Annotated in this window: 17 protein-coding genes, 1 pseudogene and 1 riboswitch; of the genes and pseudogenes, 10 read left to right on the forward strand and 8 right to left on the reverse strand. The window is 73.4% G+C overall.

Annotation, left to right across the window (positions count from 1 at the left end; all coding sequences use genetic code 11):
- Nucleotides 1-7 precede the first annotated feature (7 nt).
- Nucleotides 8-1,201, forward strand: a complete 1,194-nt coding sequence (locus tag ABZ567_RS18135) for an MFS transporter (protein ID WP_360790628.1) — start codon at nucleotides 8-10, stop codon at nucleotides 1,199-1,201.
- A gap of 47 nt (nucleotides 1,202-1,248) precedes the next feature.
- Here the strand turns inward: ABZ567_RS18135 and ABZ567_RS18140 are convergent.
- A pseudogene (locus ABZ567_RS18140) lies at nucleotides 1,249-1,347 on the reverse strand (LLM class F420-dependent oxidoreductase); the annotation flags it as partial.
- A gap of 230 nt (nucleotides 1,348-1,577) precedes the next feature.
- Here ABZ567_RS18140 and ABZ567_RS18145 point away from each other — a divergent pair.
- Nucleotides 1,578-5,258 carry a DUF4132 domain-containing protein gene (locus tag ABZ567_RS18145; protein WP_360790630.1) on the forward strand — a complete coding sequence of 1,227 codons (3,681 nt, stop codon included), beginning with the start codon at nucleotides 1,578-1,580 and terminating at the stop codon, nucleotides 5,256-5,258.
- A 42-nt stretch (nucleotides 5,259-5,300) separates the two neighbouring features.
- Here the strand turns inward: ABZ567_RS18145 and ABZ567_RS18150 are convergent, their stop codons facing one another.
- Nucleotides 5,301-5,564: a DUF6479 family protein gene (locus tag ABZ567_RS18150; RefSeq protein WP_360790633.1), complete on the reverse strand. Its 264-nt coding sequence runs from the start codon at nucleotides 5,562-5,564 to the stop codon at nucleotides 5,301-5,303.
- A 189-nt stretch (nucleotides 5,565-5,753) separates the two neighbouring features.
- Here ABZ567_RS18150 and ABZ567_RS18155 point away from each other — a divergent pair, with 189 nt between their 5' ends.
- Entirely contained in the window at nucleotides 5,754-5,939 is a 186-nt protein-coding gene (locus ABZ567_RS18155) for a CsbD family protein (protein ID WP_360790636.1), read from the forward strand.
- Nucleotides 5,940-6,024: 85 nt separating this feature from the next.
- On the opposite strand, the gene ABZ567_RS18160 is transcribed toward ABZ567_RS18155, so the two are convergent.
- Nucleotides 6,025-6,462 (reverse strand): VOC family protein, encoded by a 438-nt coding sequence (locus ABZ567_RS18160; RefSeq protein ID WP_360790638.1) that lies wholly within the window; start codon nucleotides 6,460-6,462, stop codon nucleotides 6,025-6,027.
- A gap of 188 nt (nucleotides 6,463-6,650) precedes the next feature.
- On the opposite strand from ABZ567_RS18160, the gene ppk2 reads away from it, so the two are divergent.
- A complete protein-coding gene (gene ppk2, locus ABZ567_RS18165) occupies nucleotides 6,651-7,658 on the forward strand; it encodes a polyphosphate kinase 2 (RefSeq protein ID WP_360790929.1) in 1,008 nt (335 codons plus the stop codon).
- Nucleotides 7,659-7,669: 11 nt separating this feature from the next.
- Here the strand turns inward: ppk2 and ABZ567_RS18170 are convergent, their stop codons facing one another.
- Nucleotides 7,670-8,155, reverse strand: a complete 486-nt coding sequence (locus ABZ567_RS18170; protein WP_360790640.1) for a flavin reductase family protein — start codon at nucleotides 8,153-8,155, stop codon at nucleotides 7,670-7,672.
- 2 nt (nucleotides 8,156-8,157) lie between these two features.
- A complete protein-coding gene (locus ABZ567_RS18175) occupies nucleotides 8,158-9,201 on the reverse strand; it encodes an iron-containing redox enzyme family protein (RefSeq protein WP_360790643.1) in 1,044 nt (347 codons plus the stop codon).
- 241 nt (nucleotides 9,202-9,442) lie between these two features.
- Between ABZ567_RS18175 and ABZ567_RS18180 the strand changes: the two genes are divergently transcribed.
- The 3 genes from ABZ567_RS18180 to ABZ567_RS18190 all read left to right on the forward strand — a co-directional run bounded on the left by ABZ567_RS18180 (nucleotide 9,443) and on the right by ABZ567_RS18190 (nucleotide 11,761).
- Nucleotides 9,443-10,069 carry an NAD(P)H-dependent oxidoreductase gene (locus ABZ567_RS18180; RefSeq protein WP_360790646.1) on the forward strand — a complete coding sequence of 209 codons (627 nt, stop codon included), beginning with the start codon at nucleotides 9,443-9,445 and terminating at the stop codon, nucleotides 10,067-10,069.
- 71 nt (nucleotides 10,070-10,140) lie between these two features.
- The gene (locus ABZ567_RS18185) at nucleotides 10,141-11,034 is read left to right on the forward strand and encodes an SDR family oxidoreductase (protein WP_360790649.1); all 894 of its coding nucleotides are present in this window, start codon (nucleotides 10,141-10,143) and stop codon (nucleotides 11,032-11,034) included.
- An 82-nt stretch (nucleotides 11,035-11,116) separates the two neighbouring features.
- Nucleotides 11,117-11,761: an alpha-ketoglutarate-dependent dioxygenase AlkB gene (locus ABZ567_RS18190; RefSeq protein ID WP_360790651.1), complete on the forward strand. Its 645-nt coding sequence runs from the start codon at nucleotides 11,117-11,119 to the stop codon at nucleotides 11,759-11,761.
- Between the two features lie 25 nt (nucleotides 11,762-11,786).
- Here the strand turns inward: ABZ567_RS18190 and ABZ567_RS18195 are convergent, their stop codons facing one another.
- The gene (locus ABZ567_RS18195; protein WP_360790654.1) at nucleotides 11,787-12,239 is read right to left on the reverse strand and encodes an Lrp/AsnC family transcriptional regulator; all 453 of its coding nucleotides are present in this window, start codon (nucleotides 12,237-12,239) and stop codon (nucleotides 11,787-11,789) included.
- A gap of 153 nt (nucleotides 12,240-12,392) precedes the next feature.
- Between ABZ567_RS18195 and ABZ567_RS18200 the strand changes: the two genes are divergently transcribed.
- The 3 genes from ABZ567_RS18200 to ABZ567_RS18210 all read left to right on the forward strand — a co-directional run bounded on the left by ABZ567_RS18200 (nucleotide 12,393) and on the right by ABZ567_RS18210 (nucleotide 15,952).
- Nucleotides 12,393-13,484 (forward strand): DMT family transporter, encoded by a 1,092-nt coding sequence (locus ABZ567_RS18200; RefSeq protein ID WP_360790656.1) that lies wholly within the window; start codon nucleotides 12,393-12,395, stop codon nucleotides 13,482-13,484.
- Between the two features lie 302 nt (nucleotides 13,485-13,786).
- A riboswitch (ZMP/ZTP riboswitch) is annotated at nucleotides 13,787-13,892 on the forward strand.
- A gap of 28 nt (nucleotides 13,893-13,920) precedes the next feature.
- On the forward strand, nucleotides 13,921-14,775 hold the full coding sequence (locus ABZ567_RS18205) for a bifunctional 5,10-methylenetetrahydrofolate dehydrogenase/5,10-methenyltetrahydrofolate cyclohydrolase (protein WP_360790658.1): 855 nt from the start codon (nucleotides 13,921-13,923) through the stop codon (nucleotides 14,773-14,775).
- Nucleotides 14,776-14,911: 136 nt separating this feature from the next.
- Nucleotides 14,912-15,952 (forward strand): hypothetical protein, encoded by a 1,041-nt coding sequence (locus ABZ567_RS18210; protein WP_360790661.1) that lies wholly within the window; start codon nucleotides 14,912-14,914, stop codon nucleotides 15,950-15,952.
- Here the strand turns inward: ABZ567_RS18210 and ABZ567_RS18215 are convergent.
- Together ABZ567_RS18215 and ABZ567_RS18220 are read right to left on the reverse strand one after the other, a co-directional pair.
- Nucleotides 15,933-17,246, reverse strand: a complete 1,314-nt coding sequence (locus ABZ567_RS18215; protein ID WP_360790664.1) for an SWF or SNF family helicase — start codon at nucleotides 17,244-17,246, stop codon at nucleotides 15,933-15,935. The two genes, ABZ567_RS18210 and ABZ567_RS18215, sit on opposite strands and share 20 nt — an antisense overlap.
- Nucleotides 17,243-20,155 carry a DEAD/DEAH box helicase gene (locus tag ABZ567_RS18220; RefSeq protein ID WP_360790932.1) on the reverse strand — a complete coding sequence of 971 codons (2,913 nt, stop codon included), beginning with the start codon at nucleotides 20,153-20,155 and terminating at the stop codon, nucleotides 17,243-17,245. The genes ABZ567_RS18215 and ABZ567_RS18220 overlap by 4 nt, the downstream gene beginning before the upstream one ends.
- Nucleotides 20,156-20,620 lie beyond the last annotated feature (465 nt).

Raw genomic sequence — 20,620 nt, forward strand, 5'->3', positions numbered from 1 at the left:
CGGCGGCATGGAAGATGACCGTCCGGGCTGGCTCCGGTGTCTGCTCGCGGGCGCGGTGTTCGTCGTGTGCATGGCCGGCACCACGCTGCCGACACCGCTCTACCCCCTCTACCAGGAGAAGTTCGGGTTCTCCGAACTGACCGTGACCGTCGTGTACGCCGTCTACGCCTTCGGGGTCATCGGAGTCCTGCTGCTCGCGGGCAACGCCTCGGACACCGTCGGCAGGCGGCCCGCACTGCTGTGCGGCCTCGGCTTCGCGGCGGCGAGCGCCGTCTGCTTCCTGTGCGCCGACGGACTGGCCTGGCTGTACGCCGGCCGCCTCCTCTCGGGTCTGTCGGCCGGCCTGTTCACCGGGGCCGCCACCGCCTACGTGATGGAGCTGGCCCCGGCCGGCGGCAGGACCCGGGCGACGTTCGTGGCCACGGCCGCCAACATGGGCGGCCTGGGGTGCGGCCCCCTGCTCGCCGGCCTGCTCGCGGAGTACGCCCCCGAACCCCTGCTGCTCCCCTTCGCCGTGCACCTCGCCCTGGTCGCCGTGTCCGCCGTCGTCCTGCTGCGCCTCCCCGAGACCGTGGGGCGGCGACGGCCCCTGACGGCCGTGCGGCCGCAGCGGCCCGCCCTGCCGCCCCGGGTGAGAGCGGCGTTCGTGCCGGCCGCCATCGCCTGCTTCGTGGGGTTCGCGCTGTTCGGGGTGTTCACCTCGGTCAGCCCCGCGTTCCTCGCCCGCTACCTGCACGTGGACAACCACGCCGTGAGCGGTCTGGTCGTCGCCCTGGCCTTCTTCGCCTCCACCGCCGGACAACTGGCCGTCGACCGCGTCGGAGTGACACGTTCCCTCTCCCTCGGCTGCGCCGTGCTCTTCGCCGGCCTCGTCCTCCTCGCCTCGGCGCTGTACACCGACCTCCTGGTCCTCATCGTCCTCGCCGCCGTCGTCGGCGGCGCCGGACAGGGCCTCGCCTTCCGCGCGGCACTCTCCTCCGTCGCGGCGGCCGCGCCCGGTGACCGGCGCGCGGCGGTGATCTCGACCCTGTTCGTGGTCGCGTACACCGGCATCTCGATCCCGGTCATCGGCGTCGGACTCCTCGCCGATCCGCTCGGCCTGGAAGGCGCGGGGCTCGTCTTCATCGCCTGCATGCTGACGCTGGTCGCCTCCGCCGCCGTCTACCTGCTCCGCCGCCCGGACGACGTGCGCACACGCTGACGGCCGGTGGCCGGACGGCGACCGGGCGTCAGCGTGTGCGCCGCCAGAATGCCGAAGCCGTACTCGGTCAGACGCCGCGTACCGAAGGCGACCCCCAGGTGGTGGCGGTCCCCGGTCGCGGCTTGGACCGTCTGCGCCTGTATGGAGGCCCACGCCGGCGACGACCGGCGTGGACGCGGACGGCACTCCGATCCGTAGGTGACGAGCAGGTGGCGGCTTCACCGCGACGATCCCGCCGTGGCACGAGGACGAGGAGCCCTGTCAGTGGCCCCGCCTAGAGTGATCACGACGGTATGACGTGCCGTCGGAAGCTCAGAAGAACGATGCGCACAGAACGACGCTCGACAGAACGACGCGCAGGGCAACGGGGGACAGGATGGACTGGGTCGCGGTCGACGGCACCGAGCAGGACGGCTCGGGACGGCCGTCCTACGAGCTGGCACTCGACGCGTACGCGGAGCCACGCCCGACGCTCCTCTGCCGCAACGCCTCGGGCAAGGTCCTCAAGAAGGTTCCCCCGCAGGCGCGCAAGCACGAGCGGGCGGAGCTGCTGCTTGCCCTCGCCGACTGGCTGGCCGACCACACCGCGCGGGCGGCCGCCGAGGCCGAGCGCTGGATGACACGCTCCCTGCCCGTCCCGGCCCGCCTGCTGCGCGCCGTATGGCCCGACCCCTACTGGCGGCGCGCACTGCGCCACCTGGTCATCGCGCCCTACGAGGCCGACGGCTCGGCCGACGTGACCCGCGCCGGACTGCTCGTCGACGCCGGACGCGGGACGCCCGACGGGCTGCGGGTCGTCCGACCCGAAGGCGAACTGACCATCACCGCACCCCTGGTGACCGTCCCCCACCCCGTACTGCTCGACCCGGACGGACGTGGACGCCTGGAGCTCTGGCGTCGCCTCCTCGACGCGTACGGCGGCGAGCAGGGAGTGGAGCAGCTGCACAGGACCGTGTGGTGGCGGCCCCGGGCGGCGCCCGCGAGGCGGCACTCGTGGCACGGCGTCGACGCGTTCGACGGCGCCGAGTTCGACAGCGGGGCACGCTTCGAGCGGGCCGTGTCCCGCCTCGGTGGCCGCATCCGCGGGGAGACCGCCTACTTCGACCTGCACGCCGGCCCCGCGCGGCACCCCATGCGCATCGACCTGCGCTGGCAGGGCCCCCTGTCGGGCACGCTCATGAACGACGTCCACTGGGGCCACCGAGACCGGCGCCGCGAAGGGCCCGGGGCGTACGACGACATCCCGCTCGTCGCCTGGTCCGAGGGGATGCGGGCCGCCGCCCACCTCTACGACGCGCGGGACGGCGGCTACCGCCAGGAAGACCGCCCCGACGCGTCCGCCGCCTACCAGCGGTTCCTGACCCGCTGCGCCGGGAGCACCGGTGGGGGCGACGAACCGGGCGCCACCGGGGGAGCGCCGGAGGTCTGGGAGGAGAAGGCACTGCTCGACGCGGGCGCCGTCGCCCCCGGCGCGACTCCGGGCGCCCACGACGAGGACGTCCTCACCGTCTGCCGGTACGACTGGGCCGCGCTGGACGAAGGGGCCTGCCTCGTACGGCTGGTGCCCGGCGGCGCCGCCGACGCCGAGGACACCGTGGCCCGCGCCCTCGGCCTCACACCCGTCCCCGACGGCGGGCCGGGACGCGAGGTCGTCGGTCGGGTCCGACCCACCCCGCTGGGCTTCCTCGCCCGCGTCTCCCGCGCCGAACCCTCCGCCGTCAACCGGGCGATCGGGCTGCTGGGACTGCTCCGCACCTGCGCCACCACCGCGGCCACCAAGCCGGGGCGCGCGGCCAAGGCGCTCGAGACGGCCGTCGCCCCGCTGGAGCAGCAGGCGCCGCGACTGATGACGGCCGTCCTGGATGAGGGCGCCCGGATCGTCGCCGACGCGGGCAGCCCCGGCATGGCACAACCGCTGTTCGCGCGGGCCCGCGAGGTCGAGAACAACAGTGGCCTCGCCGTCGACGAGGACGGAGTGATCGAATCGTTCGTCGCCGGCGCGGCGGTGGGAGCCGTCTCCAGGCGTGCCCTCGCCGCCCACCACGACGCCCTGGTCGCCCGCTCGTCCGCCCCGTCGGCCGCCGCCGCCCACTACCGACGGCTCGTGCTGGCCTGGCACCGGGCCGCACTGCCCTCCCGGCCCGAATTCGCGGGCGCCCTCCTCGGCTTCACGCAGGGCTCCGCCCCCGTGGACGAGGAGCACCGGCAGCTGCTCGCCGGTCTCCTCGCCCACGGCGGCATGAACGACGCCACGACGGACCTCTGGGACGGATGGACCCCCGTCCTGCTGGCACTCCTCGCCGAGGGCAGGGTCACGCGCAAGACCCTGCTCGAACTGACGGCCGCACCCACCGGCAGCGGCCGTGCCGCGCTCACCGACGCCGCGGCCGGCTGGGTGAGTCTGCTGCGGGCGACGGGAACCGACGCGCTGCTCACCGGTGCGGCGGGCGAGGCCGGGACGCCCGGGTCGGCCGACGAGGCTGTGCGTGCGGGCCTCGTGGCGGTGGGCGGGGAGCCCGTCGGCACCGGCGCCGCACCGGACGCCGCGGAGGCCGTCGTCGAGGCCGAACTCGCTTCTCCCGCCGTGCCCGTCGTCGACTCCGAACCCACCCTCGACGTGGAAGGCGTCCGAGCCTGGCTGGACCGCTTCGCACAGCGCTATCGAGGGCTGCGGGCGCCGGTCGAAGGGCTCCACGAGCTGCTCGCCGGGGCGGCCGCACGGCTGCGGGCCGAAAGTGTCACCCATCGCGCGCTCCCGTCGCTGCGGATGCCGGACTCCCAGGCGTCGGCGCGGGACCGGTGCGTCGACCTGGGGCTGCTCGACACCTTGCTCGCGGCGGGCGTTCCGGTCGACACCGACGGGACCGAACCGCTCGGTTTCCTCGCCTGGCTCGGTCGGGCCAAGGGCGACGATCTGCCGTACGTCACGAGGGACGACCGTTTCGCGCCCCGGCTGCTCGCGGAGCTGTCCGACCCGACGGCCACCCTGGAGACAGGGCCCTCGCCGTCCATCCGGCTGACGGGGGACACGGGACGGCTCAAGACGCTCGCCACCCGGCCGGCCCTGCGCGAGTTCGTGGCCGGGCTCCTCGGCGAGCACGGCGGACGGGTCGCGGAGGGCGGAGTGCTGCCGCTGCACACGGCACTACGGGACCTGGAGCCGTTCGCGGCGCCGGCCGTCCGACGCCACTTCGAGGACGAGGCCGAGCGCATCCTCGCCGTCGACCCGGCCGTGTCCCTGGCACGCACCCTGCGCGCCGGCCTGCCCGACGAACTGGGGCTGCCCGGGGAAGGGGCCGCCTGGCAGCGGGGCGAGTGGGCGGAGATCCGCGACGGCGGTGACGCCCTCCTGCTGGCGGGAGGCGGCCGGGCCGTCGCCATGGGGCCGGAAGGACTCATCACCCAGTGGGAGGACGCGGCGTACGACTACCGCAAGCCCTGGCCGACGGGCCTGTTGTGGCGGGACGGCGCCTTCGAGACGGTGCCCTACGACGGCAGGCGGCGCTTGCGCTCCCCGGCGGAGCCGGCCGAGCGCGAGCCGGTGCTCCTCCCGGGCGACGACGTACCCCGTACGGTCCATCGGGTCATCGGTGTCACCGGCAACACCGGCGCCCCTCGGGAATACGGTGAACTGCGTGGCCCTGACGGCTCCGTCGTGGCGGCCTGGCCGCTGACGGGGCACGGCGTGTCCGGCTTCCGCAGGGCGAGGTGGGCCGCCGGTTCGCCGTTCATCCCTGCTCCGGGCTGGTGGCATGCGCTGCGCCCGCGTGACGCGGCGGGCTCCGCACGGCTGCGGACCATGGACACCGCCACGGCCCAGCACATGCTCACGGCCGTGGACCAGGAGACGTACTCGGCCCTCGACTTCCTGGCGGGGAGCCGGAACGGCGCCAGGGGAGTGCACGACACCACGGTCCGGGTGCGGGACGAACTCAGCGAGGTCGTAAGGAAGTTCCTCCCCGAGGTCACCGACGACCGGCTCGTGGACGGCCTCACCGGAGTCCTCTGGTCGACCGTGGAGTGCGCTCGCCTCCGAGCCCGGGCGCTCACGGTGTGATCCGCCGCCTCCCTGCCCTGCCGGCTCCGCACCCGACCGGCGTCAGCGGCTGGAGTCGCCGAGGTTCGGGTCGTCGTCGGGCGTGGTCCACGAGTCGCGGCCCGACCGGCCGCTCGCTGCGGTCGGGTCACCCACAGGGCGGCGCCGACGCGCGGCCCGGCGACTGCCCCACCAGAACGCGGCGAGAAGCAGAATGACGACCACCGCGCCGATGGCCACGGCGAACCACAAGCCGTTGGATCCTGCCGACGCGAGAGCGGGTCCGGGCATGAGGACGGGCGCGGCTGCCAAGGTGGATGTGATCATGATCGCCTTTCTCGCGGATCGGAACGCGCACCCGGCGACTCGGCCGACGGATGCGGTGACGCGGTCGGCGTCTGTCCCCTACCGGCCACCTCAAACGCCCCCTGAGGAGTGACGGGTCGACGGGCGCATTCCACGGAGTCTGCCTAGCGTGGCACCTGGAACCCATCCACAGGAAAGGGGCAAAACGTCATGGCAGGCAAGGGCACGGAGAAGGCGAAGGGCAAGATCAAGGAGGCCGCGGGGAAGGCCATGGGCAACAAGCGCATGGAGTCGGAGGGCAAGACGGACCAGATGAAGGGCAAGGCCCGCGACGCCGCCGACACGGCCCGCGAGCGCGCCGAAGGCGTCCGCGACTCCCTGGACCGCGACAAGTAGGCAGGTCCGCCGCGTGTCACGACGACCGAGCCGGCCGCCCCGGTCTCCCCACGGGGAGGCGGGGGCGCCGCTCTGTCGCCCGCGCTCAGGCCTGCCGGGCGCGGGGAAGACCCTGGTCGGCGTCCACCGGAGGCGTCGTGGCCAGGACGAAGGAGTGACCGGCCGGGTCCGTGTAGCGGCGCAGGTCCGTTCGCCGGTCGGTCCGGGTGCCGTCGCGCACCGCCGCGACGGGCCGCGCGCCGAGCGAGACCGCCTCGCGTTCCGCCTCGTCGAGGGCGTCGGGGGCCACGAGGATCTCCAGGTGGGCCTGTTGGGCGTCCTCGGGGCGGGGCCAGCTGGGCGGCGCCTGCCCGTGGTCACGCCGGATGCCGAGCACCGCCCCGGAATCACCGGAGACGAGCAGCAGGTCGGGATCCCCCGGGTGGGGCTCCACGGTGGCGCCGAGGAGCGCCGCGTAGAACTCCGCCAGGGGTTCCGGGTCGGTGGAGTCGAGGACGAGGACGAGAGCCTTGGGCACAGTCATGTGTCCCGTCTGCCCCGAGCCCCCGGGGCCAAGCCCGCCGCCGCTGACGCCGGGACCGGCGGGCATGAGGATGCCCACGGGGATGAGGATGTCAGTGAGTGTGAGGATGTCCGTGGGTACCGGGCTGTCTGTGGGTACGAGGATGTCGGACCGAACGGGCGAGTGGAGCGGGGCGACGCATGGCCGACATGAACAGTGCTGACGGCAAGGACGAGGACCGGGACGAGGCCCGTGAGCAGGACCTGCTCGAAGGGCTCAGCGTGGACGTCAGCCGGCCCGAGCAGCCCGTCCTGCTCAGCGCCACCGGCGACCCCATCCGCACCTGGCAGGAGAACTATCCGTACGTCCGCAAGGTCCGCCGTGCCGAGTACGAGCGGCAGAAGCGGATCCTGCAGATCGAGATGCTCAAGCTGCAGCGTTGGGCGAAGGACACCGGTGCCCGGATCGTGGTGCTGTGCGAGGGGCGGGACGCCGCCGGCAAGGGCGGAACCATCCAGCGGTTCACCGAGCGGCTCAATCCGCGCGGCGCCCGGATCGTCGCCCTCGACAAGCCGACCGAGCGAGAAGCCGGGCAGTGGTTCTTCCAGCGCTATGTGGCCCCTCTGCCGGGCCCCGGCGAGATCGTGTTCTTCGACCGCTCCTGGTACAACCGCGCGGGCGTCGAGCGGGTGATGGGCTTCTGCACCGACGAGGAGTACGAGCTGTTCCTCCACCAGTGCCCGCTCTTCGAACGCATGCTGGTCGAGGACGGCATCCATCTGGTGAAGTTCTGGTTCTCCGTCTCCCGCTCGGAGCAGCGCACCCGTTTCGCCATCCGTCAGGTCGACCCCGTACGGCAGTGGAAGCTCTCTCCCACCGACCTCGCCTCGCTGGACCGCTGGGACGACTACACCACGGCCAAGGTCGCCATGTTCCGGGAGACGGACACCGAGCACGCGCCGTGGACCGTGGTCAAGAGCAACGACAAGCGGCGCGGGCGCCTCGAGGCCATGCGCAGCCTCCTGGCCCGTATCGACTACGCGTGCAAGGACCCGGAGGCGGTCGGCACGCCCGATCCCCTCATCGTCGGAGCGGCGGACACCCTGCTCGAACCGGGTGAGGAGACGACCGACCTGTCGCCCACCCCGCTGGCCCCCCTGCGGGACGGCCCCGGGGAGCACCCGGGAGAGCACCCGGGAGACCATCCGGGGCGCTGACCACGGTGTTCTCAGGCCGGGTGCCCGGGGGAGAGGTCCACGACGTCACCGAACCGGAGCAGCGGGGGCCGCACGGGGCCGGACGGGCTCTCCGCGACGGGAGCGAGCAGGAAACCGATGTGGTCCCCGCCGTCGACGCGTTCCAGCACCCGGCCCACGAACCAGGAGCAGCAGTCGGAGAGGACGGGCACGCCACCCTCCCCCGGCCCCCACTCCACCCGGTCGAACTTGTCGATGTCGTCGCCGGTCCGTCCCCCGAACAGCTCCGCCGTCGTCCGCTGCTCGGGCCGCAGGGTGTGAACCGCCAGGTGGGAGGCTCGGTGTGCGACGCGGTAGGTGCGGTTGGCCCGGGAGAGCCACACCATGAAGAGGGGCGGGTCGATCGAGCACTGCGAGGCGAATCCCACCAGGCAGCCCGCCCGTTCGTCCCCGGCCCTCGTCGTCACGACGTACATCGGGTAGTCGAGCACCTCGGCGAAGGCGTCGAGTCCGGCCATGGTCAGGCCCTCGGGTCCGCGTCCGGCAGAGGGCTGCGGAGCGCGGAGCGGCCCGCAGCCCAGGCTTCGCGGATGTGGGCGTCGAGCCTGTCGTCGAGCAGCACGGTCGCGGCGCAGCCGAAGGCGATGTCCGGTTCGAGCGCGGGTTCGTCGACGAGGAGTCCGCCGATCACCTCGCGCCGCACGATCTGCTCGTGGACGGCGTCGGCTTCGATGTGTTCGGTGTAGAACCGCTCCGCGGCCTGCCCGGCGCCACACCGGCGCATCGCCTTGGCGAGCCTGCGGGAGCCTGGCGACGAGGTGACCTCGACACAGGCGAAGTGGCCGACCAGCGCTCCGCGCAGGGCACGGTGCAGACCGAAGAGTGACATCAGGTTGACGGTCGCGAGGAGCGTCGCGTCGGCATGGTCCAGGTAGTGGCCGTAGGACGTGTCCAGGCCGAGGTCGGTCATGAGGTCCGCGAAGAGCCGGGCGTGGATGCGGTCCGCGTGTCCGGCGCCGAACTCGTCGTACTCGATGGCCACCATCGCCGCCTTGGCCCGCCCGGTCAGCCGGGGGATGACCCAGACGTGCGGGTCCGCCTCCTTGAGGTGGTAGAGGGAGCGCAGTGCCGCGTACTCGCGCAGCTGCCAGAGCTCTCCCTCGGTCTCCAGGTGGCGGCTGACGCTGTCGGCCGGATCGACCGGTTCGACGAGCAGCGGTGCGAAGGCCTCGTCGACGGACCGGGGCACGTCGGGGAGCGCGGTGCGCAGCGCCTGGAGGAAGAGGTCCTCCAGCTCCCGTCGCAGGCGCAGCAGGTCCGGATCCCACTCGCGGGAGTCGTCGACAGCCTCGAAGCCACGGTAGTGGAGCTCGTACAGCAGGTACAGCGCGAGCTGCAGGTCCTCGCCCCAGGGGTCCGCCCGCCGGATGCTTCCCTCGGTGTACGCCGGCGGCCGACCCGTCCGCAGGGCCCTCTCCACGGCGCCCGAGAGGTCACCGCGCCCCGCGACCAGGCGGGGGCCTGCGGTGGCTGCGTCCGGGGTGCTCGTGCTGAGCGAGGTCATCGAAGGCTCCTGTCCTCGGGTGGCGGTGGCGGGCGGCCCGTCCGTGGGCGAGCGGTAACCGTGCACCCGCGTGTCTCGGCGACGGGCACCAGGCCGCCTACCCGCTCTGCAGGGCACTATTCGGCCACCGCGCCCCGGGCGCGACCAGGAGACCGCCGCCTGGCCCACTCCTCCCTCGCCATCCGGGCCGCACTGCGCGGAAAGGTGAGATACGACCTCGGGTCGGGGGTAGGGGGTGGCCATGGACGCCAACGACACCACACCCCTGCGCGCCGTCGCCCTGGTCTGCACTCTTTCCCCGTCCCCGGCCGCCTCCAGCTCGCAGCTGCTGGCCGAGCAGACCATGGCCGCCCTGAGCGAGCACGGCGTGAGCGGCAAGATCATCCGGCTCGCCGACCACGACGTGCGCCCCGGGGTGAAGACCGACATGGGCGACGGGGACGCGTGGCCCGAGATCCGCGACACGATCCTCGGCTGCGACATTCTCGTCCTGTCGACCCCGATCTGGCTCGGGCACCCGTCGAGCATCGCCCAGCGGGTCATGGAACGGCTGGACGCCGAGATCTCCGAGACCGACGAGGAAGGCCGGATGCTGACCTACGGGAAGGTGGCCGCGGTCTGTGTCGTGGGCAACGAGGACGGGGCGCACAAGGTGAGCGCCGACCTCTTCCAGGGGCTCAACGACGTCGGGTTCTCCCTCGCGCCGAACGCCGTCACCTACTGGGTCGGTGAAGCCATGCAGGGGACGGACTACCAGGACCTCGAGAAGACGCCGGAGAAGACCGCGGCCACGACCGCGACCCTGGCCGCCAACACCGCCCACCTCGCCCGCCGCCTCAAGTCGGTGCCGTACCCGGCATCGTCCTGAGGCGCTGAACGCCCCGAGAGCACAGCGCCACCAGACCGCACGCCCAGCGCCCCCACAGCACGGAGATCCCGATGTCCCCTGAGGAACAAGCACCCGTCCCCGACCCCGGGACGGGCCACCCCCGGCCCCCCTTCCCGGACCAGGAGCAGGACCACCCCGGCTCGACCGAGGCGATGCGACCCCGTCCGGACCACGGTGAGGACTCGTACCGCGGTCACGAGGTGCTCGTCGACCGGGTGGCGGTGGTCACCGGCGGCGACTCCGGGATCGGCAGGGCCGTCTGCCTGGCCTTCGCACGGGAAGGCGCGGACATCGTCTTCACCTACCTGCCGGAGGAGGAGCAGGAGGCCGCGGAGACCGCGCGTCTGGTCCAGGAGGCGGGGCGCAAGGCTCTCCCCGTCGTGTGCGACATCCGGGACGAGAGCCAGTGCGCGGCTCTGATCGACCGTGCGGTGGACGAGCACGGGCGCATCGACGTCCTCGTCAACAACGCCGCCTACCAGATGGCGCAACCGGACGGGATCGAGGCCATCACCACGGAGCAGTTCGACCGGGTGATGAAGACCAACCTCTACGGGATGTTCTGGCTCTCCCGCAGGGCCCTGCCGCACATCCCGCGTGGGGGCTCCATCATCAACACCACCTCCGTGCAGGGCTACCAGCCCAGCCCGCACCTCCTCGACTACGCGATGACGAAGTCGGCGATCATCTCCTTCACGCACGGTCTGGCGCAGATGCTGGCCGAGCGCGGCATCCGTGTGAACGCGGTCGCGCCCGGCCCGGTGTGGACCCCGCTGATTCCGGCGACGATGCCGGACACGAAGGACTTCGGCCGCCAGTCGCCCCTGGGCCGGGCCGCCCAGCCGGCGGAGATGGCTCCCGCGTACGTCTTCCTCGCCTCGCCCGGGGCGAGCTACATCACCGGGGAGATCGTCAACGCGACCGGCGGCACGCCTCTGCCGTGAGGCCGGGCAGGCCGCTGTGAAGGGGCCTCGGGCGCCCGCAATGATTCGATCAGATGTTCGGTTATGCGGCTATCCTGGGACCATGACCGCACCACGGCCGATCCCCGGCCTCCAGGGCTCCCTGTTCGATCAGGGCGACGACCCCCGCCCCGGCCCGTTCGACGGGATCTGGCGGACCACCCTCGCGCACGGGGCCTGGATCGACCATCTGCCCGGGTGGTTCCACGGCGCCGACGCCCTGTTCGACGAGCTCGTCGAACGGGTGCCGTGGCGGGCCGAGGAGCGGAAGATGTACGACGACGTGGTCGCCGTACCGCGTCTGCTCGCGTACTACCGAGAGGGTGAGCCCCTGCCGCACCCCGCCCTCCACGATGGCCGATCCGCCCTCGACGCCCATTACGCGTCCGAGCTCGGCGAACCCTTCGTCACCGCCGGCCTCTGCCTCTACCGCGACGGGCGCGACAGCGTCGCCTGGCACGGTGACCGGACCGGTCGCTCCTCCACGCGGAACACGATGGTCGCCATCCTCTCCCTCGGTGATCCGCGCGACCTCGCTCTCCGCCCGCGCGGCGGTGGGCCCGCCGCGCTCCGGCTCCCCCTCGGCCACGGTGACCTCGTGGTGATGGGCGGTTCCTGCCAGCGCACCTGGGACCACGCGATCCCGAAGACGAGCCGCGCGGTCGGGCCGCGGATCAGCGTGCAGTTCCGACCGCAGGGCGTCGCCTGAACGGGCGAGGCCCCTCGACCCGGTGTCACATCGGACCGATGACCTTCTTCCGCATGTGCCCGTAGACCACCGACGTGCGTACGTCGGCGAGTTCAGGGCGTTTCGTCATCTTGTCCAGGACGACCGCGTGCAGATGGTCGGTGTCCCGGACGGCGACGTGCACGAGGAAGTCGTCGTTGCCCGTGAGGACGAAGATCGAGACGACCTCGGGCATCCCCTCCAGGAAGGCCTGGAACGCCTCGATCGCCGCACGCGTGGGCGGCCGGACCCGCACGGCGATCACGGCCTGCAGCCCGCGGCCGATCGCCGCGAGGTCCGCCTCCGCGTGGAACCCCGTCAGCACACCGCTCCTGCGCAGCGAGCGGATCCGCTCCAGACAGGTCGACGGTGCGATCCCCAGTTCCTGGGCCATGTCCCGATTGGTGCGCCGACCGTCCTCCTGAAGCATCCGCACCAACGCCGAATCAAGTTCGTCCACGCTTGCCTCGCTCCATGGGATTTCGAAGGTAATTCGGACTCTGCGCAGCAACCTCGATGATGTTGCTAGCTTCCAGCCTAAGCAGCGGCTGTTCGTTCGGTCACCGTGTGGTCGAACGGTGCTGCTCGTCGTGCAGGGGAGAGAGGTGGCCTGATGCGTGAACGAGGACCCACGGTGGGGGCGGTGTGCGCGGTCATCGCGGCCGCGCTGTTCTGGAGCAGTTCGTACGCGGTGACCAAACGGGTCCTCGACGACGTCGGCCCGCTCGGCATCGGCGCCATCAGGTTCACCCTCGCGGCGCTGCTCCTGGGCGTGATGGTGCGGCTGGGCCGCCGCCGCACGGCCCGGCCGGACCCGAGGCGGCGGCAGCTCTACCTGAGCGGGTTCCTCGGCATCACCGTCTACTTCGTTCTGGAGAACGTCGGCGTCGACCTGTCCACGGCGTCCGACGCTTCGCTGATCGTGGCCACGTACCCGCTGATGACGATGCTGCTCGAAGGGGTCGTCCTCCGCACCCGGATGCCGCTGCCGAGGGTGGCGGGCGTGCTCCTCGCCACCCTCGGCGCCTTCCTCGTCGTGCGCAACGGCGCCGACGTCGGGGGGAGTTCGCGCTGGGTGGGCGATGTCCTGCTGCTGGTCGGCGGGCTGGCCTGGGCCGGATACAACGTGCTCGGCAAGCGTGCGAGCGCCGGTCAGGACGCCGTTACCGTCACCTACCACCAGACCGTGGCCGGCGCGGCCGGTTTCCTCCTGGCCTCCCTGTTGGAGGCCGACGAGTGGCGCGTGCCGGACGCGACCGCCTCGGCCCTGCTGGTGTACCTGGCCGTGGGGTGTTCGGTCGGAGGCTTCCTGCTCTACAACTACGGCCTGCGCAGGATGGCGTCGAGCGTCGCGGTCAACATCCTCAACCTCGTACCGGTCTTCGGTGTCGTCGGCGCCGTCGTGATCAACGGCGAGTCGATCCGGCTCGCCCAGATGACGGGCGGTGTGATCATCGTCGCCGGGGTGGCCCTCGGGATGATCGAGCGCGGAGGAGCCACGCGCGTGCGTGTCGGCAGGGGGCGCGTATGGCGGCGCGGGGGAGTCCCGACGAAACCCGACGCGATCGCGAGTGCGCCGCCGGGCGGGACCGCGAGCGCGGGCGGGACGGTGACGCCCCGGGCCGTGGCGGAGGCGGGGCCCGAGCCGGACGCGCCCGGGGCGGCCGTAACGACGTCACGGGGAGGGAACGACGGGAGTCGGTAGTCGCTCAGCCGCGCCGGGTGCGGGCCGCTCGAGCCACGCCGGGTGCGGTCAGGGCTTCCAGGGGCCATACGGTCCAGACGGCGGCGCCGCTGCCGCGCGACGGGGGCGTCGAGGGCCTGTCCGCGTTCGGTGAGGTGGTCGGCGACGGCGGTGCGGTGTTCGACGGGCTTGTGGTCGTCGTACGGGAAGAGGGCGAGGTGGCGGCACGGCCGGGGTCCGAGCCCCGCGGCAGCCGAACGAGCCCCCACGGCTTGTCGATCCGCACCCGTCAGGAAGGGATCCCCGCCCCCTCACGTACAGTGGTCCCGGGCCGTGACTGGCGCTTGAGGTGGACCACCACCGGGGAGCGGCCCGGCGGGAGCGCCCCTCGGCGGGCCCGTCCGGATGCCGTGCGCCTGGGCGAACAACCCGTCGGAGACGAAGCCCAGGAGTCGCCATGTCCACCAGCACCGCCGCCCTCATGGACGGCACGGCCCTCGCCCGCCGTACGGTCGAGGAGACCGCCGCCCGCGCCGCCGAGATCACCCGCCGCACCGGTGTCACGCCGTGTCTCGCGACCGTCCTGGTCGGCGCGGACCCGGCCTCCGTGACGTACGTGAAGATGAAGCAGAACCGTTGCGCCAAGGCCGGCATCCGCTCCCGGCACGTCGAGCTGCCCGCCGCCACGACGACCGGGGAACTCGTCGCCGCGATCACCGCCCTCTCCGAGGACCCCGAGGTCCACGGCATCCTGCTCCAGCACCCGGTCGGCCCCCACATCGACGAGCGCGCCGCCTTCGAGGCCATCGCGCCCGCCAAGGACGTCGACGGCGTCACCATGGCCTCCTTCGCCGCCATGGGCTTCGGACTGCCCGGCTTCGTCTCCTGCACGCCCGGCGGAATCATGCGTCTCCTCGACGCGTACGACGTCGAACTCCGCGGCAAGCGCGCCGTCGTCGTCGGCCGCAGCGCCATCCTCGGCAAGCCGGCCGGTCTGCTTCTCCTCGGCCGCGACGCCACCGTCACCTACTGCCACTCCCGCACCGAGGACCTCGCCTCCGTCGTCCGCGAGGCCGACGTCCTCGTGGCCGCCGTCGGCAAGCCGAACTTCATCAAGGGCGCCGACATCAAGCCCGGTGCCGTCGTCGTCGACGCCGGCTACAACCCGGGCAACGTCGGTGACGTCGACTTCGCGTCGGCCGCCGAACGCGCCTCCCTCATCACCCCGGTCCCCGGCGGCGTCGGCCCCATGACCATCGCCGTGCTCCTCGCCCAGACGGTCGAGGGCGCGGAGCGTCAGCTCGGCCTGTAGGGGAGTCATGGCGGGGCGACGGCAGGGGCGGTGGCGGGCCGGAGCGCGGCCGGGGATTGTCACGGTTCTGTACGGTCGGCGGTCATCCCCCGAAAAAGGGTGGCCGCGGGCCCGCCGACGGGCGAACCTGGACCCCGTGCCCCACCCGTCCCCCGCCACCCCGCCGCCGCACCGCCGACCGGACGCACCCGGCTCGACCGAACCGACGGCGTCCGAGGCGTCAGCCGAGCCCATGGTCTCCGCGGCGTCTGCCGAACGCGCGGCCTCCGCCGCGCCGGTCGGCTCCGACGTCCTCGCCGCGCGCTCCGGTTCCGAGACCGGGTGGTCGCCACGCCTCGGCCGGCTGGGCGCGGCCAAGCCGGTGCCGCCCGCGGGGCGCGCGCAGTGGTTCGGCGTGCCGGTCGTCCCGCTGCTCGTGGCCGCGCTGGTGGCGGGCGCGTTCGTGGTCGTTCGGGGCGGGACCGAGCAGGACCTCGCCAACGACGGCCGACCGGGCGGTGAGCAGGTCGGCGTGCCCTCGCCCCGGGCCTCCGACGCCGGGGACGCCACCTTCGCGACCGACGGCGAGGCGAGCGACACGCGCGGCGGAGACAGCGGTACCCCTGAAGGCGGCGCACCCGACGCCCGCGCGGACATCACACCGCCGGACGCCACCGTGACGGCCGACGCGACCGGCGACGGCGCACCGACCCGTAGCGCGCCCGCCGACCCCTCCTCCCGCGCCGACGGCAGCGTGACGGGCGTGTCCCCGACCCCCTCCCGTGCCGGAAGCATCGCACCCCCATCTCGGCCGACCGCCACCGTCACGCACGACGGCACACCGGCCCGGCCCGTCTCCTTCGAGGCGCTGCGGGTCGGCGACTGCTTCGACATCGACCGCGACGCGCCGGGCACCGCCCTCCGGCGTTCCTGCGACACGCCGCACCACGCCGAACTCGTCTCCCGGCTCCGACTGACCGGAGTCCTTGCCACCGACACGGCGGTCCGCGAGGCGGCCGCCGTGCTGTGCCGCGAACCCCTGCGCCGCAAGGCCGCGTTGCAGCCGCTCGGCACGCGTTGGACCACCTTCGTCCAGTACCCGTACCGGACCAGCTACCTTCTCGGCTCGACCACCGTCGCCTGCAGCCTGGTCGCTCCCTCCGCCACCGGCGGCAAGCTCAGCCGACCGCTCCGGTAGCACCGGCGGCGAAGGCCGTGGCGAGAGCCGTCGCCGGATCACGGTCCGGCGGACCCGCGGGTGCCCAGCGGGCACCGGACTTGAGGTACGGCCACCAGCGCCCGTCCTCGCCGAGTCGTAGCTGTGCCTCCGCGCCCACCGCCGTCCACCGCGCGCCGCCCGACCGCCGCAGCACCGGCCGTTCGTCGTCCTCCCAGGCCTCCTGGAGCCGGGCCCCGGCCCGGGTGAGCGCCTCGGCGTCCGGCGTCCACTCCTCCTCCAGTACGGCGAGGGCGGCCGCGCCTCCGAACCGCCACGCGCGCGTGGCCAGGTCCAGCTCCGCCCGCGTCCGGCCCGAACCCGCGGCGAGCCGCGCCGCGATCCACGGCGCGGGGGAGGCCGTCGCCAGCCGCACGGCATCCTGACCGACCGTCAGGCGGGGTTCGAGCGGCGTCGGCCCGAGGGCGTCGACGAGCATCCGGTGCGCGCGGGCCGCCGCGTCCGAAGCGAGGAACTCCAGTGCCGCCGGGTCGATCCCGGGTTCCGGCTCCGTCTCCGTGTCCAGGGACGCCGGCCGGCCGGGTGCGTCGGACGCGACGGGAGGAGCGGGCAGTGGCGGCAGCAGGAACTCCGCCGCGTACGCCTCCTCTGCCGACACGCCGGGCATCCCACCAGCGCCCGAGGGGGTCCCTTCATCCGGCGTGTCGTCCGTGTCCGGGCCGCCACGCGCGGCGCGCGAAGCACTGCGCGTCTGCAACTGGTCGATGAGCGTGCGCTCCCCGCGCCCTCGCATGAGCAGCAGGACGAAGGGATCCTCGTCGATGAGACGTGCCACCTGGTAACAGAGCGCCGATGTGTGCGGACAGTGGTCCCAGGCGTCGCAGCCGCACTCCGCATCCAGGTCGCCGATCCCCGGCAGCAGGTCGAGCCCGGCCGCCGCCGCGTCCTCCACCAGGTGCGGCGGCATCTCCCGTTCGAGGAGTGCCGCGATGTGACCCGCGCTGTCCACGGCGAGGTCGAGGAGCCGTTCCCACTCCTCCTCCGAGAACTCCCGCACCAGGACGTCACCGCGGTACGGCGTCCCGTCGCGGTCCTTGACCACCGCCGTGATCCGGCCCGGCCGTACCGACACGGCGCCCACCGCTCCCGCGCGCGCGTGCCGGCGTCCCGCCTTGAGCTGCGCGCCGTCGAGCGCGGTGTCCTCCAGGGCCTTGAGCCACGCACGGCCCCACCAGGTCCGGGTGAAAGCCCCGCCCGGAGCGGGCGGCAGCGCCGCGAACGTACGCTCCTCGTCCCCGTGTCCGTACCCGCTCATCGTCCGTCCCCTCGCAGTCGCACCAGCTCCGCCAGTTCGGCGTCGGTCAGTTCGGTCAGCTCCGGCGGCGTGTCCCCGCCCGTTCCCAGGACGCTGTCCGCCAGTTCCCGCTTGCGGTCGAGCATGGTCGCGATCCGGTCCTCGATCGTCCCCTCGGCGATCAGCCGGTGGACCTGCACCGGCCGGTCCTGCCCGATCCGGTACGCGCGGTCGGTGGCCTGGGCCTCCACGGCGGGGTTCCACCAGCGGTCGTAGTGCACGACGTGTTCCGCGCGGGTGAGGTTGAGCCCCGTACCGGCGGCCTTCAGGGAGAGGAGGAAGACCGGGACCTCCCCGTCCTGGAAACGGGCGACCATCGCCTCGCGTTCGGCGACCGGTGTCCCGCCGTGCAGGAACTGCGTCCGCACGCCCCGCGCGGCGAGGTGCGTCTCCAGGAGCCTGGCCATCCCCACGTACTGGGTGAAGACGAGGGTGCACGCGCCCTCGGCGAGGATCGTGTCGAGCAGCTCGTCGAGCAGCTCCAGCTTGCCCGAGCGGCCCTCGATCCTCGGCCGTTCCTCCTTGAGGTACTGCGCCGGGTGGTTGCAGATCTGCTTGAGTCCCGTCAGCAGTTTCACGACCAGGCCGCGCCGCGCCATGCCGTCGGCCTCGGAGATCGCCGCCAGGGTCTCCCGCACCACCGCCTCGTAGAGGCCGGCCTGTTCCGGTGTCAGGGACACGGCCCGGTCCGTCTCCGTCTTCGGTGGCAGCTCGGGCGCGATACCTGGGTCCGACTTGCGGCGGCGCAGCAGGAACGGCCGGACGAGCGCGGCGAGTCGCGCGGCGGCGGCCGGGTCCCTGCCGCCCTCCACGGCGGCGGCGAACCTGGTCCTGAACGCGCCCAGGCTGCCGAGGAGCCCCGGCGTCGTCCAGTCGAGGATCGCCCACAGCTCGGAGAGGTTGTTCTCCACGGGGGTGCCGGACAGCGCCACGCGCGCGCGTGCGCCGATGGTCCGCAGCTGCCTGGCCGTCGCCGAGTACGGGTTCTTGACGTGCTGCGCCTCGTCCGCGACGACGAGCCCCCAGCTCCGCGCGGCGAGCCGGGCCGCGTCGAGCCGCATGGTGCCGTAGGTGGTGAGGACGAAGCCGCCGTCGGTGAGGTCCTCCAGGTCGCGGGTCGCGCCGTGGAAGCGGCGCACCGGCGTGCCGGGCGCGAACTTCTCGATCTCCCGTTGCCAGTTGCCCATGAGGGAGGTCGGGCAGACGACGAGGGTGGGCCCTGCGGCTGCCGGGTCGGACTGACGGTGCAGATGCAGCGCGATCACCGTGATCGTCTTGCCGAGTCCCATGTCGTCGGCGAGACAGCCACCGAGACCGAGGGAGGTCATCCGGTGCAGCCAGTCGAGGCCGCGCAGCTGGTAGTCGCGGAGGTTCGCGGCGAGCGCGGGCGGCTGGGACACCTCGGGGCGGCTGCCCTCGGGTTCGGCGAGCCGCTGCCGCAGGCGTTCGAGCCAGCCGGTCGCCGCCACCTCGACGAGCTGTCCCTCGATCTCGGTGGTGCCGGTGAGGACGGCCGAAAGGGCGTCCACCGGCGTGACCTTGCGGTCCTGCTGGGCACGCGCCCGGCGCACTTCGGCCGGGTCGACGAGCACCCAGCGGTCCCTCAGGCGCACGAGGGGCCGCCCGGCCTCGGCGAGCCGGTCGAGCTCGGCCCTGGTCAACTCCTGATCACCGACGGCGAAGCGCCAGTGGAAACCGAGCAGGGCGTCCGCGGAGAGGAAGGAGGGCAGCCCTGACGAGGACGGGGACCCGGTGAACTCCTCGCCGGCCAGGGCGCCTCCGGGGGACGGGGCACCGGCGGGCGCTCCGGCGGACCGAGTGCCCTGAGCGCCCGCGGTGGACCGGGGGTCGCCGGGGACCCCGGTGGACCCGACGGCCCGGGGCTCCTCGGCGGACCCGGTGCCGTCGGGCTGTCCGGCGGACCGGGACACGCCGACCGAGCCGGGCTCCCCGTGGGTGTCCGCGCCGACCGGGCCGATCACCGCGCCGGCGGTCAGCCGGTCGGTGAGTTCGCGCGGCCAGTGGACCTGGACACCGGCCGCGGCGAGGTCCCGGCCCGCCGCGCCGAGCAGCTCCGCGACCTCCTCGTCGGCGAGTTCGACGGTGTCGGGAACCGCCGCCGTCAGAAGGGGCGCCAGCGGGGCCCACGCACGAGCGGCGCGCCGGAGCGCGAGCAGGACGTCCATCCGGACCCGTGGGCCGAAGGCGGCCCCGTCCCGGCCGGAACCCGCCCAGACCTCCGCCGCGTCCGCGACCAGCGTCGGGTCGGCGACGGCGTGCAGTTGCAGGACCGCGCGGAACGCCGGCGCCTCCTCGGCCTGGGCGGTGAAGCCGGGGAGTTCGAGCCGGAGCGACAGCCGGACGCCCGCGTCGTGCACCGCCGCCACGTCGGCCACCCACGTCCGCTGTCCGGGAATCCGCTGCGGTTCGTCGGCCGCGAACGCGGGTCCGTCGGCGGCGAGTCGAGCGGCGGGGGTACGGGGCAGGGTGTCCGCGACGGCGTCGGCGAAGGCCCGGAGCAGCGCCTCGGGTTCCGGCAGCTGCGGCGGCTCGTCCGCGGAGAGCGGTACGGCGTGGGCCGCGGGTGGCATCGACGCCGCGAGCGTCCGCAGTTCCGCCAAGTCCTCGGGGCCGAGCGGACCGGCGCGCCAGGCGTCGATGTCGTCGGAGGTGAGACCGGGCAGGAGCAGCCCGCGAGCGACGAAGCCGAGGGCGAGCAGCGAGGCGGCACCCCAGAAGGCGGTCGCGGGGGACGCGGTGGCGGAGAACCGCGCGCGGGCGAGCAGCGGCAGGGCGTCCCGTACGGGGAGGGTGAGGGCGGGGACGGTCAGGGGGCGGAGGGTGGCGCCGTCCACGACCGTGAGCTCCACCGGGGCGAGGTCCGTGACGAGCCCCGCCGAGCCTGGTGCGTCCGCCGGCCCCGAGGCGCCTGGGGTGCCCGCCGTACTCGACCCGCCGGCCGCACCGGAGCCGCCCGGCGTGACCGCCGTGTCCGAGCCGCCCACGCCGTCCCGTACGTCCGGGAGTCTCTCACCGTCCGGGGACCAGAAGGCGATCCGGCCCGCGCGCGGCGGATCGGCGGGGAGGAAGACGGCGGAGTGGTGGGCGAGTCCGAGGAGGGGGTCCCGTGTGGTTTCACGGGGGGTTTCGCGGGCGGAATCATCGGGTCCGGGCGACAGCGACAACGCATTCCTCAAATTTGACTACCTGAAGACTGAGCGGCCGAGGATACCTCGCTCGACGGATCCGACGCGCACCCTCGTCGAGTGATCCACACCACAAGCTGGGGGAGTGGGGTTCTCCCCACCCCCGGCCCCCGGACGACCCCCCACCCG

This window comes from Streptomyces sp. NPDC016459 (assembly GCF_040632845.1).
GTDB lineage: Bacteria > Actinomycetota > Actinomycetes > Streptomycetales > Streptomycetaceae > Streptomyces.